The organism is Halorubrum ejinorense (assembly GCF_055389685.1).
In genome coordinates, this window is record NZ_AP043777.1 from 743,977 (window position 1) to 760,084 (window position 16,108).

A 16,108-nucleotide genomic window follows, 5' to 3' on the forward strand; every position below is an offset into this window, starting at 1 on the left:
CGGCGTCCCGGGGGAGCCCCACCCCACGGACAGTCCGGACGCCGTCGATCCGCCGCGAAATTTCCGCACCCGTACCGCGTAACCTCTCTTTTGCCGCTGGATTCCGCGCCGCTCTCATCGCGTGAAACCGCCGTTTTTTGAGCGCCCGGCACGTCGGTGATCGCATGGTGGCAGACGACGGGCGACCCGACCCCGCGGACATCGACGCCGACGCGGTCCTACAGCGGGCCGGGTTCGACGCCGACGAGAGCGTGCTCACCCGACGCCAAGCGGAGGTACTGGCGCTCCGCGAGCGCGGGCTCCGCCAGTCGGACATCGCGGACCGGCTCGGCACCTCGCGCGCGAACGTCTCCAGCGTCGAGGCGAGCGCCCGCGACAACGTCGAGCGCGCCCGCGAGACGGTCGCGTTCGCCGAGGCGCTGTCCGCCCCGGTCCGCGTCGAGATCGAGGCGGGGACTGACCTCTACGACGCGCCGAAGCGGGTGTACGACGCCTGTGACGACGCCGGGGTCAAGGTGAACCACACGGCGCCGGAGCTGATGAAAGCGATCGGCGACCGCGCCGGCGACGCGGTCCACGGCCGCGAGGTCCGTCGCCGACTGTACATCACCGTCGCGGGAGACGGGAAGATCCGCGTGCGTCGCCCGTAACGGGCAGCGTCGAGGGGCTCGGACGCTCCCGGCCACAGTCCGACTCGACCCCTACTCTTCGTCGATCCGCTCGGCCACACCGACGAGCGTCGAGCCCGCCGTGACGGTCGACTCCCGCGCGACGGAGTACGCGATGCCGTCCCGGTCGGCGCGCGCGGTCTGGAGCGTCTCGAAGGTCGTCGGGTCGAACACCTCGCCGACGCGGTCGCCCTCCGCGACTCGGTCGCCGACTGCGAGGCCCGACTCCGGAACGAACAGGCCCGAGTCCGCCGCGGTCACGCGGCCGAGGTGGTTCCGCGCGACGATCCCGTCCCACGGCTCGGGCTCGCCGTCGAGCAGTCCCTCGTGGCGCAACGCCCCGACCATCCCCGACACGCCGGCCTCGACCGCCTCGGGAACCACCTCCCGGCTGTGTGCGAGTTCGGGCGTCACCGTCGGGATCCCCTCGCGCGTGGCCGCGACTCGGAACTTCCCGGCGAACCCCCGCTCGCTCCACTCGGTCTCCGCGTCATCGCCGGCCGCCTCCGCCAGTAGCAGGTCGGTGCCGAACGCCTCCGCGAGACCGCGGCAGGCGTCGTCGCCGCGCATGAACACCGTGTGCGTCGCCATCGCCGGCGAGCCGGTGTGGAGGTCGACGACCGCGTCCGCCTCGCTCGCGAGCGACCAGAGGCGCGCAGCCATCCGCTCGTGGAGCGATCCCTCGGCGTCGCCGGGCCAGCAGCGGTTCATGTTCGGCTGCCGCGAGTCGAGCGACTCCGGCGTCGTGTACGAGACGCGGTCGAATGTGAGCGGGTCGGCGACGGGCACCGTCACGAGGGTCCCGTCGAGGTCGGCGGCCGTCGGTCCCCGCGACGCCTCGCCGACGAGCCGGTCGTGGAGCCGCCGGAGGACCGCGGCCCCGTTCACCTCCCGTCCGTGTTGGGCCGCCTGCGCGTACACCACGGGCGACCCGTTCGGCGCGTCGAGTTCGGCGCCGTCCTCGCCGTCGACGAGCTTCCCGTCGCCGTACGCGTGGACGGTCGTCCTGACCGGCACTCCCGACGGGAGCCGCGCGAGGGTGAGGCTGCGACTGGTGTGCATGCGTCCGGGTCGAGTCGGCTCGGGGTTATACGTCGCGGTCGCGCCGACGCCCGCGGCCCGGCGGACCGCCGCGAGGACATCCCCCGCCCCGTCGAGACGCCATCCCCGACCACGGACGCTAAGTCCGTGGCCCGCCGACCACGCTCCATGCGGGTCACCCTCCTCGGAACGGGCGACACGACGGGCACGCCGACGGTGGGCTGTGACTGCGACACCTGCGAGGCGGCCCGCGAGCGCGGGGTGTCGCGGTCGCGCTTCTCCGTTCACGTCGCCAACGAGCGGACCGGCGAGTCGCTGCTCGTCGACTTCAGTCCCGACTTCAGACAGCAGTTCCTCGCGGCCGACGTTCCCCTCCCGGACGCCGGGCTCGTGACCCACATCCACTTCGACCACCTCGACGGGCTGGGGAACGTCTACCGGCTCGTCGACGGGCTCCCCGTCCACGCTCCGAACGAGACCGACCCCGCGACCGACGAGAGCGTCGCGGAGACGATCCGCGGTAAGTACGACTACCTCGAAGACCGGATCGGCGTCCACGCCCGCGAGCCGATGACGCCCTTCGAGACCTGCGGCTTCGAGGTGCGGTTCGTCCCGGTCGATCACCCGCCGCTCGTCTGTTACGGCGTCGTCATCGAGGACCCGGAGACGGGCGCGAAGCTCTCGCTTACCGGCGACACCAGCTACGACGTTCCCGAACCCTCCCGCGAGGCGCTCGCCGACGCGGACCTCCTGCTCGCGGACGCCATCGTCCCCGCGTCGCTGTGCGAACACCACCCGATCGGCGGGCGCCACGAGGGCCCCGACGGCGTCCCGCGGACGTTCGGCACGAAACACATGACTCGGGAGGGCGCGCTTGCGCTCGCGGACGAGCTCGACCCCGACCGGACGCGGCTCGTCCACCTCGCGCACTTCTACCCCGCCGACGAGGCGTTCGAAGAGCCGCTGGCGGTCGACGGCGAAGTGTACGAGCTGTAGCGAGCGCGACGATCCCCCGTGGACTGTACCCTTTTGACTCGCTAGCACGTACCACGCGTAGATGACCGCGAGGGACCGACTCCGGAGCGCAATCGACCGCCTGGAGCCGCCGCCGCGGGCGGTCGACTGGTCGCTGTTCGCGTTCGTCGTCGCCGAGGCGGTGACCGGGCTGGTCTCCTTCACCGTCGGCGTCCCCGAGGGGTGGCCGTTGTTCTGGCTCCATCGCGCGTTGGGGGTCGGCATCGTCGCGCTGCTCGCGTGGAAGCTCGCGCGCGTCCGCCGCCGGCTCACCGACCCGAACCTCTGGCAGCGGTCGACCGCGCTGTCCGTTCTGACGCTCGTCGCCGCGGTCGGCGCGATCGGGACCGGCGTCGCGTGGGTGTTCGGCCTCGATGTGCGGCTCTCGTACTGGACCTTACTCTCCGTCCACGTCGGTTTCGGGCTCGCCCTCGTCCCGCTCGTGGCCGGCCACGCGTCGACCCGGTTCCGGCTCCCGCGCCGCGTCGACTTCGAGCGCCGCCGGACCGCGGTCCGGTACTTCGCGCTGCTGGCGGCCGGCGGTGCGACCTACCGGCTCCAACAGGGGGTCAACGACGCCCTCGACACCGCCGGCGCGGACCGGCGATTCACCGGCTCACAGCCCCGCGAGGGCGCCGGCAACGCCGCCTTCCCGATCACCTCGTGGGTCGCCGACGACCCGGACCCGATCGACCGCGACGACTACCGGCTGGCGGTCGACGGCCTCGTGAGCGACCCCGTCGAACTGACCGCCGCCGACCTCGCCGCCGGCCACGAGACGGAGGCGCTGCTCGACTGTACGAGCGGCTGGTACACGGTCCAGGAGTGGAGCGGGATCCGTGTCGGTGACCTGCTCGACGCGGCGGGCGGGGTCGACTCCGACAGCTCGGACCGCGACTCGGCCTACGTCCGGTTCACGTCCGTGACGGGCTACCGTTGGAGCCTGCCGATCGAGGAGGCCGAGGACGCGCTGCTCGCGACGCACGTCGGCGGGGAGCGCCTCTCGCACGGCCACGGCGCGCCCGCGCGGCTGGTCGCGCCCGACCGGCGGGGGTTCCAGTGGGTGAAGTGGGTGACGCGCGTGGAGGTCCGCTCGGAGTACGACCTCGGGCAGTGGGCCGTGACGCTGGTGAGCGGGTTCGACTGAACCCCTCAGACGAAATCGACGTTGAGTGCGTCACGAATCCCATCGACGTTGAAGTCGGTGTCCGACACGGCGAGCCGTTCGTCCTGTGCGACGGCGCCCCCCGCGATGAACGCGTCGCGGGCAGCGAGGGAATCTCCCCGATCACGGAGCGCATCTTGAAGCACCGCCGCTTCGCGAGCGACTGCCGACGACGTGTCGATCACATCTATCCAGTCCAGCGCCTCGTCGACCGCGCCGAGGTCCGTCGATCCCGCCTTGAAGACCTCTCCTTGATACACTTCGAACAGCACGAGCGGCGGAGCGACCGCACGCTCGTCGGCGTGAGACTCGACATATTCGACGGCGGGGGATCGTCCGGCGAGGTAATCGATGAGGACGCTACTGTCGTACAGGGTCACCGCGAGTCGACCCCGCGTTTCATCTCCCGGCGTCTCTCTCGGGCGCGCTCCGGCGCGTCGGTTCCCTCCCACAGACCGGCCCCGGACCGGATATCCTCGCGGCGCTCGCGAAGCAACCGCGTCAGCAGGTCGTCGAAGGTCTCGTCGTCACCTTTCAGCGACGCGAGCGCGGCGTGTGTCTCCTCGTCGACGCGGATGCTCTTGCTCATATCTGCTCGTATACTACCTCGTATACAATATCCTTTCGCCGCCGTTGCCGTTCGTACCGTCGATCAAGGCTATTCGTACTCGCTCCCGACGACCTCGCGGATGCGCTCCGCGGTCACCGGGCCGACGCCGTCGACCTCCAGTAAGTCGTCCTCGGGCGCGGTCATCACGGCCTCGACGGTGCCGAAGTGTTCGAGGAGGGTCCGGGCCGTGACCGGGCCGATATCCGCGATAGCGGAGACGACGTACTCCTGCTGTTCCGCGCGGGTCTTCGTCGTCTTCTCGCCGTGGACGCTCACCTCGCGGTCGCGCGTCTCCTGCTCGCGCTTGGCGATGGTCGCGAGCAGTTCGGTGGTGTCCTCCTCGCCTTCGGTGCGGAGGACGCTCACGTCGAAGTCGACCGCGAGCGACGCGAGCGCGCCGCGGATCGCGTTGGGTTCGATGTCCCGCTGCCCGTAGAGGTTCGTCCCCTCGACGACCATCACGGGGCGGGCGTACGCCCGCGAGAGCTCGCCGACCTGCTCGAACATCGAGCGGTCGCCGTCGAGCATCGAGTCGACGAAGTCGGCCGCGGACTTGCGCTCGACGGCCACGCGGTCCGAGAGGACGTAGTCGCCGACCGCGAGCGTCTCCAGCCGGGTGACGAGGCCGTCGCGCGTCGAGAGGTCCTTCGCGATGGAGGAGTCGAGCTCGCGCTGGTCGACGACGACCTCGACTCCGTCCTCGACGCCCGCGGTCGCGACGACGCCGTCGGCGCTCTCGTCAGCGTCGCCGGCGCTCGCCTCGTCGCCGCCCGCGTCGTCCTCCTCGTCGTCCCGCGCCTCGGCCGCGAAGTCGGTGAGTCCGGCGTCGTCCTCGCTGTCGTCGCCGTCCGCGTCGTCGCCGTCGTCCGATCCTGTGGCCTCCTCGTCGCGGGCGGCGTCCTCCTCCGACCCGTCGTCGCCCGAGTCGCCGCCGAACGCGTCGAGCCCGGCCTGCCCGTCGTCGCCGACGGTCTCCTCGATGTCGTCGGTGGCCTCCTTCAGCTCCGAGAGCTGGCTCGCCATCTTCTTCTCGCGGCGCCGCGAGATCCAGAAGAACGCCTCGTCGCGGGTGTCTTCGGCCATCAACACGACGACTTTCCCCTCGGCCTGCCGGCCGGTCCGACCCTTCCGCTGGATCGAGCGGATCGCGGTCGGGACGGGCTCGTAGAAACAGACTAAGTCGACCTCGGGCACGTCCAGCCCCTCCTCGGCGACCGACGTGGAGACGAGCACCTCGAAGTCGCCGTTCTTGAACTCGTCGAGGGTCTCCTGTTGCTGTTTCTGGCTCATGCCGTCGGAACCCTCCTTGTCGCCCTGCCCGACGAACTTGCGGACGTCGAAGCTCGCCGAGAGGAACTCCACGAGCGCCTCGGCGGTGTCGCGGGACTCGGTGAAGAGGATGGCGCGCTCGCCGCCGTCGATGCCGAGCGTCTCGGCGAGCAGGATGCGCGCCTTCGAGAACTTCGGGTGGAGCCCGTCGAACGACTCCGCCTTCCGCATCGCCTCTCGTACCTTGGGGTCCGCGACCATCCGTTGGCTCGCCTTCGAGGCGCCCGACGAGCGCGCGGCCTCGCGCTGGCGCTCGAAGTAGCGCCGGACGGACTCGACCGACTGGGTCTCGACCAGCTCGGTCGCGCGCCGGAGCTTCATCACCTCGGCGTGGGTACTCATCCCCTTGTACCCGTCCGACTGGTCGTTGTCCATCATCCGTTTCAGCTGTCCCCGCATCTTGTTGAGGTCCTTCTGTGAGAGGTCGGGGCTCGTCTTGTTCGTCACGCCCAGCTGTTTCAGCTTCTCCAGCCGGTCGGTGATCACCTCGTTGAGGGCGTCGCGGATCGCGAGGACCTCGTCGGGGAGCGTCACCTGCTCCCACTGGACGTCGGTGTCGTGGGTGTACTCGTCGACGTCGGCGTCGTCCTCCGTCATCACCTCGACGTTGACGAGGCCGAGGTTCTCACAGACCGTCTCGATCTCCTCGGTGTCGCCGCCCGGCGAGGCCGACATCCCGGTGACGAGCGGGTCGGCCGCGTCGGCGTGGTAGCGCTCCGCGATGTAGACGTACGCGTAGTCGCCGGTCGCGCGGTGGCACTCGTCGAAGGTGAGGTGGGTCACGTCGCGCAGCGAGATCCGGTTGCCGACGAGGTCGTTCTCGACCACCTGCGGCGTCGCGATCACGATCCGGGCGTCCTCCCAGAGCGCGGCCCGGTCGTCCGGCTTCACGTCGCCGGTGAACACGACGATCTCGTCGTCGGGGACCGAGAGGGCCTCCCGGTAGAAGTCCGCGTGCTGCTGGACGAGCGGCTTCGTCGGCGCCAAAAACAGCGCCTTCCCGCCGACTCCGTCGAGCCGCTCGGCGGTGACGAGCAAGCTGACGGTCGTCTTGCCGAGGCCGGTCGGGAGACAGACGAGGGTGTGGTCGTCGGCCGCGGCGTCGGCCAGCCGGAGCTGGTAGCGGCGGCGCTGTAAGAACCCGTCGACGAGCAGGGGTCGGTCGATCCCGGCGGCCTCGGTCGCCATCGACGGCTCTTGGCCGGCACCGGCCTAAAGGCTTCGCGAAGCGGGGTGAAAGTTATCCGTCGGTCGAGCGCTCCTCTCGGAGCTCTTTCGGAACGTCCTCGTCGACCAGCTGTGCCCACTCGGCGAGCCGGTCTCCGGATCTCGTCTGCGCACTCATTACGCGTCGGATCTCCGTGGTACGTATTAACGCTTACCCCTATTCTACACGATTTAACATCGGTTCGGGCCGCTCTCTCCGCTTCCGCCCGGCCGCGACACGCACTCCTTTTACCGCTCACGCGCCTCCGCCCGGCATGAGCAACCTCGACGAGTTTCTCGCGGGCGAGCGGCTCGAAGACGTGGTCTTCTACGTGAGCGACGCGTACCTCGACGACGACTCCCGACTCCGGAGCGTGGGCAGCGAGGTCGACGGCGGCGTCCGGCTGATCCTCGACGGCGAGACCGGTCGCTCCGCGTTCCAGGCCGGGACGGGCATGGGCGCGATGGAGTTCGCGAAGACGGCGATGGGCGCCGAAGGCGAGATCGCGCGCTCGCTCGACGACGGCGCGTGTCCCTTCGCCGAGGAGGACCCCGACGACGACCACGACGTCCGGTTCGTCTTCGCGTTCGCGGAGGCGCAAAACGAGGAGGTCGGCGGCCTCTACGCCGAGGGCGACGTGGTACACGCGTACGCACACTGTACCTGCGGGGAGAGCTACTCGCACAAGTGGGTCGTCGGCGAACGCGACGACTGAAAACCGACTGCGACGAGCGAAAAGCGACCGCGACGACTGAACCCGCCGAATTCCGGGCTACGCCGCCGTCACTCCGCGTCGGGCGCGTCGTCTTCCGGCACGGCCCCCTCGACGAGCGACTGGTCGCCGTACTGCTCGCGGAGGTCCTTCTTCGAGAACTTCCCGGTGGCGGTCTTCGGTACCTCGTCGATGAACTCCACCGCGTCCGGCAGCCACCACTTGGGGTACTCCTCGCGGAGCCCGGTCTCGATCCGGTCGACGAGGTCCTCGCGGTCGACGCCCTCGGCCACGACGACGAACGCCACGGGGCGCTCCTGCCAGCGCTCGTGGGGCACGCCGACGACGGCCGCCTCGCTGACGCCGTCGTAAGCCATGATCGCGTTCTCTAACTCGACGCTGGAGATCCACTCGCCGCCCGACTTGATCACGTCTTTCGTCCGGTCGACGAGCTGCATGTAGCCGTCCTCGTCGACGGTGACCACGTCGCCGGTCTTCAGCCAGCCGTCGACGAACTCCTCCTCGTTGGCCTCCGGGCGCTTGAAGTACTCCTTCGTGACCCACGGGCCGCGGATGCGGAGTTCGCCGAACGCCTCGCCGTCCCACGGGATCTCCTCTCCGTCCTCGTCGATGACCTCGAACTCCAGGCCGGGCGCGACGAGCCCCTGCTTCGAGCGCTTGTTCACCTGGGTGTCGTAGTCGGCGTCGCGCAGGTCGCTCTTGAGGTGCGAGACGGTGCCGATCGGCGACAGCTCCGTCATCCCCCACGCGTGGAGCACCTCGACGTCGCGCTCGTCGTACCACTCGATGAGCGCCTGCGGCGCGGCCGCGCCGCCGATGATCACGGTGTCGAGCGTCGAGAGGTCCACCTCGTTGCCTCCCTCGATGTACTCGCGGAGGCCGAGCCACACCGTCGGGACGCCGGCGGAGATGGTTACGCCCTCCTCTTCGATCAGCGCCGCGAGGTCGGCCGGGTCCGGCGACGGCCCGGGGTAGACGTGTTTCGCGCCCGCGGCGGCCGCGGTGAACGGCATCCCCCACGCGTTGACGTGGAACATGGGGACGACGGGCATGACGACGTCGGAGTCCTCCATCGGGATCCCCTGCGGCGTCTGGGAGGCCATCGTGTGACTCCACAGCATCGACTGCGTGTACTCGACGCCCTTCGGCCTCCCCGTCGTGCCGGAGGTGTAACAGAGCCCGGCGGGCTGGTCGCCGTCGAGGTCGGGCCAGTCGTACTCGGTCGAGTGGTCCGCGATGAACTCCTCGTAGGCCGGCGCGTCGAGCGCGTCGATCCCCTCCGAGCCCATCGCGACGAAGTCGACGCCCTCGAACTCCTCAGCGCCCTCCGCCGCGCCCGCGATCTTCTCGGCGAGCGAGGGGTCGACGAAGATGACCTCGTCGTCGGCGTCGTCGACGATGTACTGGATGTGCTCGTCCGGCAGTAGGGGATTGATCGTGTGAAGCTGCGCGCCGGTGTTCGGCACGCCGAAGTACGTCTCGAAGTGTCGCGTGTGGTTCCAACAGAACGTCGCGACGCGGTCGCCGCGCTCGATCCCGTGATCGTCCAGCGCGTTCGCGAGCTGTGCCGTCCGATCGGCGTACTCGCTGTAGGTGTGTCGCGTGCGCCCCTCGTGGGTGCGCGAGACGATCTCGGTGTCCGGGTACAGTCGTTCCGCGCGCCACATGAACGGTCGCAGGGTCTGAGCGTGTCCGCCTGGCATACCTCACACACCACGAGGTCGGGAACTATGAACGTTATCATGATTGATCGGGCACGTTCCTCGCGGCGGCGGGGCCCGGCGTTTCGCTCCCGACCGCCGGTCCCTCGACAGCAGCGCCGCCCGTCGGCACGCGCGACCGCGGCCCGCACGCCGCCGGCTACCCCCTGAACAGACTCGCGTGGACCGGCGCGTGGTCCGAGTCGGGTCGCGGGTCGTCGCCGTCGTCGCCGCCCTCGTCCGTGACCGCGCGGCCGTCGACGCCGTCGTCGAGGAAGTCGCGCACCGGCGGGCCGACGTGTTCCGGCTCGACGAGGAACGCGTCGTGGCCGTGGTCGGAGTCGACCACGTGGTGTGCGACCGGGACGCCGCTCTCGCCGAAGGCGTCGGCGAGCGACGCCGACTGCGCGACGGTGAAGTGCCAGTCGGCGGTGAAGCTCATTAGCAGGGTCTCGCCCTCGAAGGCGCCGAGCGCGTCGGCGTCGGAGCCGTGACCGGCGGCGAGGTCGTACTCGTCCATGGCGCGTGTCAGGTAGAGGTAGCTGTTCGCGTCGAAGCGGTCGCCGAACCCCTCGGCCTGGTAGTCGAGGTACGACTCCACCTCGCGGTACGGGAAGAACCCGGCCGTCGGCTCCGGCGGCAGCCCGAGGTCGCCGTCCTCGCGGCTGAGCGAGTCGCGGCCCGCCGAGCGCCGCCCGAACTTCCGCTCCATCGACGCCTTCGAGAGGTACATGATGTGGCCGATCTGGCGGGCGATCGCGAGCCCCTCGGTCGGGTCCGGCCGGTCCTCGCCGTAGTAGTCGCCGCCGTTCCAGTTCGAGTCCGCGCGGATGGACCGTCGCGCGACGGCGTCGAGCGCGAGACACTGCGCGTCGAGGCGCCCGGCGGTCGCGATGGCGACGACGCGGTCGACGTCGTCCGGGTACCGCTTCGCCCACTCCAGGGCGTTCATGCCGCCGACGCTGCCGCCGACGACCGCCCGCAGCCGCCCGACGCCGAGGTGGTCGAGCAGGCGCCGCTGCGCCCGCGCCCAGTCTTCGACCTGAACCGGCGGGAACGCGGTGCCCCACCGGTCGTGGTCCGGCTCCTCGCGCAGGTCGAGGTCCGCGGGCCGCTCGCTGGCCGGCCCCGTCGTCCCGTAACAAGACCCGGGGACGTTCGCGCAGACGACGTAGTACTCCGTCGTGTCGATCGCCTTCCCCGGGCCGACGACGTCGTCCCACCAGGCGCGGGCCTGTCCGGCCTGTCCCGCCCCCTGCGTCTCCTCGTCGCGCCCCGGCGCGGGCGACCGCGCGACGTTCTGACTGCCGGTGAGCGCGTGGCAGATCAACACGACGTTGTCCCCGTCGAACTCGCCGTGGGTCTCGTAGGCGACCTCGAAGTCGGGCACCGACTGCCCGCACTCGAAGGTGAACTCGCCGAGCGAGGCGACTCCGTGGTCGGTCGGAACGGTGCTCACGGGCTCACACCCCCTCCTCGTCGGCAGCGCCGTCGTCGGCGGCACGCCCGTCCGCGTCGCTCCCGCTCGTCACGCGCTCGCCCGCGGCGAGCCCGCCGTCGAGGTCGGCGATCACGTCGTCGGGCTCTTCGATGCCGACCGAGAGCCGGACCATCTCGGGGCGGACGCCGGCGAGCCGCTGTTGGGCCTCGTCCATCTGGGCGTGGGTCGTCGACGCCGGGTGGATGACGAGCGTCTTCGCGTCCCCGATGTTCGCGAGGAAGCTCGCGAGGTCGACCGACTCACACAGCGTCTTGGCGGCCTCGTACCCGCCGTCGACGCCGAAGGTGACCATCCCGCCGAACCCGTCGAGGTACTCGGCGGCGTTGTCGTGGCCCCGGTTGTCGTCGAACCCGGGGTAGCTCACCCAGTCGACGCGGTCGTCGTCGCGGAGGAACTCGGCCACCCGACGCGCGTTCTCGCAGTGGCGCTCCATCCGCAGCGCTAAGCTGTTGAGCCCCTGGATCGTCTGCCACGCGTCGAAGGGAGACTGCTGGCCGCCGGTCGGCCGCACGCCGCGCTGGCGGACGACGTTGGCGAAGGCGGCGTCGCCGAACTGCTCGACGAAGTCGATCGGATAGGCAGGCGACTCGCCGTCGAGCTCGTCGTAGTCGGCCTCCGGGTGGTCCCACGGGAACTGTCCGCCGTCGACGACGACCCCGCCGACCGTGGTGCCGTTGCCCGTGATCCACTTCGTCGTCGACTCCCAGACGATGTCCGCGCCGTGTTCGAACGGCCGACAGCAGTAGGGGGTCGCGAACGTGTTGTCGACGACGAGGGGGACCGCGTTGTCGTGTGCGATCTCGGCGAGCCGCTCGAAATCGGGCGTGACGAGCGAGGGGTTCGCGATCGTCTCGACGTGGACGAACGCGGTGTCGTCGTCGATCGCGTCCGCGTACGCCTCGTCGTCGAGCGTGTCGACGAGCCGCGCCTCGATCCCCCGCCGGTCCGCGATGCTCGTGAGGTACGCGGCCGTGCCGCCGTACATCTCGGAGCTGGCGACGACGTTGTCGCCCGCGCTCGCGAGCACCGTGGTGATCGCGTCGAACGCGGCCATCCCCGACCCGGTCGCGACCGCGTCCGACCCCCCCTCGAGGTCGGCGATCCGGTCTTCGAGGACGGTCACGGTCGGGTTCGAGAGCCGCGAGTAGATGTGACCCTCAGCCCGGAGCGCGTACAGCTCCGCCGCCGTGTCCGCGTCGTCGAAGACGTACGAGGTCGTCTGGTGGATCGGCGTGGCGCGGGCGCCGGTGGTCGGGTCGGGCTCGGCGCCGGCGTGGAGGCTCCGGGTGGTGAACCCACGTGTCATGTGTGTGGTGTATATATCCGAACACGTCTATAACCGTCAGTTACGGCAAGTGATGCCTCGGCCTGCGTCGCGGCGGGGTCGGTGGCGGGTCGCGGCCTCGAACCGCGCCCGTCGCCGCCGCGACGCGCCTTCGGGGGATTCCCCCGAAACGGTTTCCGGCAGTCTCACGAGGAATCGGATATGACCGGATCGTCCACACCCGCCGACCTCGTCGCCGAACTCACGCTGACGGAGAAGGTCCGGCTCGTCCACGGGGCCGTCGACCCCGCGGGCCGGGCGACGGGCTACGTATCGGGCGTCGAGCGCCTCGGGATTCCGCCGCTCGGGCTGGTCGACGGACCGCTCGGCGTTCGGATCCCCGGCGAGTCGTCGACCGCGTTCCCCGCGCCGCTGGCGCTCGCGGCGACGTTCGACCCGGACCTCGCGCGCGAGCACGGCGCGGCGCTCGGCCGCGAGACGCGCGGCGCGGGACAGGACGCCCTGCTCGCGCCCGGTGTCAACCTGATCCGGGTCCCGCACAACGGCCGGAACTTCGAGTACCTCTCCGAGGACCCGGTCCTCTCGGCGGCGATGGGCGCCCGGGTGGTCGAGGGGGTCCAGTCCGCGGACGCGATCGCGACCCCGAAACACTACGTCGCGAACAGTCAGGAGACGCACCGCGCGTCGGTCAGCGCCGCGGTCGGCGAACGCGCGCTCCGAGAGTGTTACCTCCCCTCGTTCCGCGACGCCGTCGACGCGGGCGCGGGCTCGGTGATGACCGCCTACAACGGCGTCAACGGCGTCCGGATGAGCGACCACCGCGAGCTCGTGACCGAGGTGCTGAAAGGCGAGTGGGGGTTCGACGGGTTCGTCGTCTCCGACTGGTACGGGACGGAGGGCGCGGCGGCCGCGGCCAACGCGGGCCTCGACGTGGAGATGCCGGGCACCCCGCCCGAGGAGATCCACGACGGGACGGAAGACGGCGACGACGAGCCCGACGGCGGCGGCTTCGACGACCTCCCCGAGGCGATCGCTCGCGGCATGCCCGACCCGCGGACCTGCGAGGGCTTCGCCGAGACGCTCGCCGACGCGGTGCGGGACGGCGACGTCCCCGAGTCCCGCCTCGACAACATGGCGACTCGGGTCCTCCGCGCGATGGACGACGCCGGGCTCTTAGCCGACGCGGACGAGCGCGCCGACGGCGCCGTCGACACGCCGGAACACCGCGAGCACGCCCGCGAGGTCGCCGCACGGGGGACCGTCCTCCTAGAGAACCACGACGGTGCGCTCCCCCTCGACGATGACGCCGACGTCGCCGTGATCGGTCCGAACGTCGACGAGGCGGTCCTCGGCGGCGGCGGTTCTTCGGAGACGTCGCCGGTCGTCTCCGCGACGCCGGTCGAAGGGTTCGAGTCCCGCGCCGCGGGCGACGTGACGGTTCGCTACGGGCTCCCCCGAGTCGAGAGCGTCTCGATGTTCGACCTCCTCGCGGGCGACGACGGGACCGACGGGGACGCACGCGCCCCCGATCTCGACGGCGCGACCGACGCCGCGAGCGACGCCGACGCCGCGGTGGTGTTCGTGCGCGACGCCGCCACCGAGGCGATGGACCGCGAATCGCTCCGGCTCCCGGGCCGACAGGACGAACTCGTCGAACGGACCGCGGCCGCCGCGACCCGGACGGTCGTCGTCGTCAACGCCAGCGGTCCGGTCGAACTGCCCTGGCGCGACGCCGTCGACGCGGTCCTCGTGAACTGGTACCCGGGACAGGCGCACGGCGACGCCGTCGCGAGCGTCTGCTACGGCGACGCCGACCCCGGCGGGCGGCTGCCGGTGACGTTCGCCCCCGAGTCGGCGTACCCGACGGCGGTCGACGAGCGCCGCTTCCCCGGCGCCGACGGCGAGGTCCGCCACGACGAAGGGGTCTTCGTGGGCTACCGCTGGTTCGACGCGGACGACGACCGCGTCGCGGGCGCGAGCGGGTCCGAGCCGACCTACCCGTTCGGCCACGGCCGCTCGTACGCGACCTTCGAGTATCGCGACGCGAGCGTCGAGCCGGCGCCGCCGGCGGCCGACGCCGAGCGTCGGGCGACCGTTACCGTCGCGAACGTCTCCGACCGCGGCGGCCGCGAGGTCGTCCAGGCGTACGTCCGCCCGCCGGCCGTCGACGGGGTCGACCGCCCGGTCCGGGAGCTCGCGGGGTTCGCGAGCGTCGACGTCCCCGCGGGCGAATCGCGGACCGTCGAGTTCGCGCTCGACGACCGGGCGTTCGCGCGGTACGGCGAGACGGGATGGCGCGTCGATCCCGGGGAGTACGTCGTCGAGATCGGCCGTTCGAGCCGGGACGCGCGGGTCGAGCGCGTCGTCGAGCGTCGCGACGAAGCGTGAGTTTATCCCCGGTCGCGAGCCAACGAGGGGTAATGGCAGTCGCCGCCCCCGTTCCCGACCTCGCTGACCGCGCGACCGACTGCGCCGACCGCCTGCGCGAGGCCGGTCGGGTGCTCTTGGCCTCCCACATCGACGCCGACGGGATCACGAGCGCCGCGATCGCGTCCACCGGGCTCGCCCGGGCCGGGATCGACCACGAGGTCGTCTTCGAGAAGCAGCTGGACGCCGACTCGATCGCCGGGATCGCGGCCCGCGACTTCGACGTGGTGTTGTTCACCGACTTCGGCTCCGGCCAGCTCGACGTGATCGCCGACCACGAGGCGGCCGGCGACTTCCTCCCCGTCATCGCCGACCACCACCAGCCCGCCGACCGCGACACGCGGTACCACCTCAACCCCCTCTTAGAGGGGATCGACGGCGCGAGCGAGCTCTCCGGCGCCGGCGCGAGCTACCTCCTCGCCCGCGCGCTCGAAGGGCCGGACGGCGACAACCGCGACCTCGCCGCGCTGGCGGTCGTCGGCGCGGTCGGCGACATGCAGGACTCCGACGGCGGCCTCGTCGGGGCGAACGAGTCGATCGTCGCCGACGGCGTCGACGCCGGCGTCCTCGAGGCCCGGACCGACCTCGACCTCTACGGCAGACAGACCCGGCCGCTCCCCAAGCTCCTGGAGTACGCCTCCGACGTGAAGATCCCGGGGATATCGAACGACGAGGCGGGGGCGATCTCCTTCCTCACCGACCTCGACGTCGACGTGAAACGCGACGGGGAGTGGCGGCGCTGGGTCGACCTCGACGGCGAGGAGCGGCGGACCCTCGCGTCGGCGCTGATGCGCCGCGCCGTCGCCTCGGGCGTCCCGTCCGACCGGATCGAGGCGCTCGTCGGCACCTCCTACACGCTGGTCGACGAGGAGCCCGGCACCGAACTGCGGGACGTCAGCGAGTTCTCCACGCTGCTCAACGCGACCGCGCGCTACGAGCGCGGCGACGTGGGGCTCGCGGTGTGTCTCGGCGACCGCGGCGACGCGCTCGCGGAGGCGCGGCGGCTCCTCCGCACCCACCGGCAGAACCTCTCGGAGGGGCTCCAGTGGGTCAAAAACGAGGGCGTCACCCACGAGGAAAACCTCCAGTGGTTCGACGCGGGGTCGCGCATCCGCGAGACCATCGTCGGCATCGTCGCCGGGATGGCGGTCGGGTCGCCCGCGGTCGACCGCTCGAAGCCGGTGATCGCCTTCGCCGAGGAGAGCGCCGAGGAACTGAAGGTGTCCTCGCGCGGCTCGCACGCGCTCGTCCGGCGGGGGCTCGACCTGTCCGCGGTGATGCGCGAGGCGAGCCAGGCCGTCGGCGGCGACGGCGGGGGCCACGACGTGGCCGCGGGCGCGACGATCCCGATCGGCGAGCGAGACGCGTTCCTGGCCGAGGCGGACCGGATCGTCGGCGATCAGCTCTCGTGAGCGGTCACGGGACCAC

Annotated in this window: 13 protein-coding genes; 6 read left to right on the forward strand and 7 right to left on the reverse strand. The window is 71.1% G+C overall.

Annotated elements, in window-relative coordinates:
* The first annotated feature begins 164 nt into the window (after positions 1 to 164).
* Complete coding sequence (locus ACZ5KW_RS04695; RefSeq protein ID WP_343775986.1) at positions 165 to 650, forward strand: Tfx family DNA-binding protein; 486 nt, start codon at positions 165 to 167, stop codon at positions 648 to 650.
* Between the two features lie 51 nt (positions 651 to 701).
* Here ACZ5KW_RS04695 and ACZ5KW_RS04700 read toward each other — a convergent pair whose 3' ends face one another.
* Entirely contained in the window at positions 702 to 1,730 is a 1,029-nt protein-coding gene (locus ACZ5KW_RS04700; RefSeq protein WP_343775984.1) for a succinylglutamate desuccinylase/aspartoacylase family protein, read from the reverse strand.
* A gap of 147 nt (positions 1,731 to 1,877) precedes the next feature.
* Between ACZ5KW_RS04700 and ACZ5KW_RS04705 the strand changes: the two genes are divergently transcribed.
* Together ACZ5KW_RS04705 and ACZ5KW_RS04710 are read left to right on the forward strand one after the other, a co-directional pair.
* The gene (locus tag ACZ5KW_RS04705) at positions 1,878 to 2,705 is read left to right on the forward strand and encodes an MBL fold metallo-hydrolase (RefSeq protein WP_343775982.1); all 828 of its coding nucleotides are present in this window, start codon (positions 1,878 to 1,880) and stop codon (positions 2,703 to 2,705) included.
* 61 nt (positions 2,706 to 2,766) lie between these two features.
* Positions 2,767 to 3,870 (forward strand): molybdopterin-dependent oxidoreductase, encoded by a 1,104-nt coding sequence (locus tag ACZ5KW_RS04710; protein WP_343775980.1) that lies wholly within the window; start codon positions 2,767 to 2,769, stop codon positions 3,868 to 3,870.
* Positions 3,871 to 3,875: 5 nt separating this feature from the next.
* Here ACZ5KW_RS04710 and ACZ5KW_RS04715 read toward each other — a convergent pair whose 3' ends face one another.
* The 3 genes from ACZ5KW_RS04715 to ACZ5KW_RS04725 all read right to left on the reverse strand — a co-directional run bounded on the left by ACZ5KW_RS04715 (position 3,876) and on the right by ACZ5KW_RS04725 (position 7,015).
* Positions 3,876 to 4,268, reverse strand: a complete 393-nt coding sequence (locus ACZ5KW_RS04715) for a PIN domain-containing protein (protein WP_343775977.1) — start codon at positions 4,266 to 4,268, stop codon at positions 3,876 to 3,878.
* Positions 4,265 to 4,477, reverse strand: coding sequence for a DUF7557 family protein (locus tag ACZ5KW_RS04720; protein ID WP_343775975.1), 213 nt, complete (start codon positions 4,475 to 4,477; stop codon positions 4,265 to 4,267). The genes ACZ5KW_RS04715 and ACZ5KW_RS04720 overlap by 4 nt, the downstream gene beginning before the upstream one ends.
* 69 nt (positions 4,478 to 4,546) lie before the next feature.
* A complete protein-coding gene (locus tag ACZ5KW_RS04725) occupies positions 4,547 to 7,015 on the reverse strand; it encodes a DEAD/DEAH box helicase (RefSeq protein WP_343775972.1) in 2,469 nt (822 codons plus the stop codon).
* Positions 7,016 to 7,308: 293 nt separating this feature from the next.
* Between ACZ5KW_RS04725 and ACZ5KW_RS04730 the strand changes: the two genes are divergently transcribed.
* Positions 7,309 to 7,749 (forward strand): DUF5807 family protein, encoded by a 441-nt coding sequence (locus ACZ5KW_RS04730; protein ID WP_343775969.1) that lies wholly within the window; start codon positions 7,309 to 7,311, stop codon positions 7,747 to 7,749.
* A gap of 68 nt (positions 7,750 to 7,817) precedes the next feature.
* Here ACZ5KW_RS04730 and ACZ5KW_RS04735 read toward each other — a convergent pair whose 3' ends face one another.
* The 3 genes from ACZ5KW_RS04735 to ACZ5KW_RS04745 all read right to left on the reverse strand — a co-directional run bounded on the left by ACZ5KW_RS04735 (position 7,818) and on the right by ACZ5KW_RS04745 (position 12,274).
* The gene (locus ACZ5KW_RS04735; RefSeq protein WP_343775966.1) at positions 7,818 to 9,470 is read right to left on the reverse strand and encodes a long-chain fatty acid--CoA ligase; all 1,653 of its coding nucleotides are present in this window, start codon (positions 9,468 to 9,470) and stop codon (positions 7,818 to 7,820) included.
* Between the two features lie 157 nt (positions 9,471 to 9,627).
* Positions 9,628 to 10,926, reverse strand: a complete 1,299-nt coding sequence (gene metX, locus ACZ5KW_RS04740; protein ID WP_343775963.1) for a homoserine O-acetyltransferase MetX — start codon at positions 10,924 to 10,926, stop codon at positions 9,628 to 9,630.
* A 4-nt stretch (positions 10,927 to 10,930) separates the two neighbouring features.
* Positions 10,931 to 12,274, reverse strand: a complete 1,344-nt coding sequence (locus ACZ5KW_RS04745; RefSeq protein ID WP_343775961.1) for an O-acetylhomoserine aminocarboxypropyltransferase/cysteine synthase family protein — start codon at positions 12,272 to 12,274, stop codon at positions 10,931 to 10,933.
* Between the two features lie 180 nt (positions 12,275 to 12,454).
* Here ACZ5KW_RS04745 and ACZ5KW_RS04750 point away from each other — a divergent pair, with 180 nt between their 5' ends.
* Complete coding sequence (locus tag ACZ5KW_RS04750; RefSeq protein ID WP_343775959.1) at positions 12,455 to 14,641, forward strand: beta-glucosidase family protein; 2,187 nt, start codon at positions 12,455 to 12,457, stop codon at positions 14,639 to 14,641.
* A gap of 32 nt (positions 14,642 to 14,673) precedes the next feature.
* On the forward strand, positions 14,674 to 16,092 hold the full coding sequence (locus ACZ5KW_RS04755; protein WP_343775957.1) for a DHH family phosphoesterase: 1,419 nt from the start codon (positions 14,674 to 14,676) through the stop codon (positions 16,090 to 16,092).
* Positions 16,093 to 16,108: the final 16 nt, after the last annotated feature.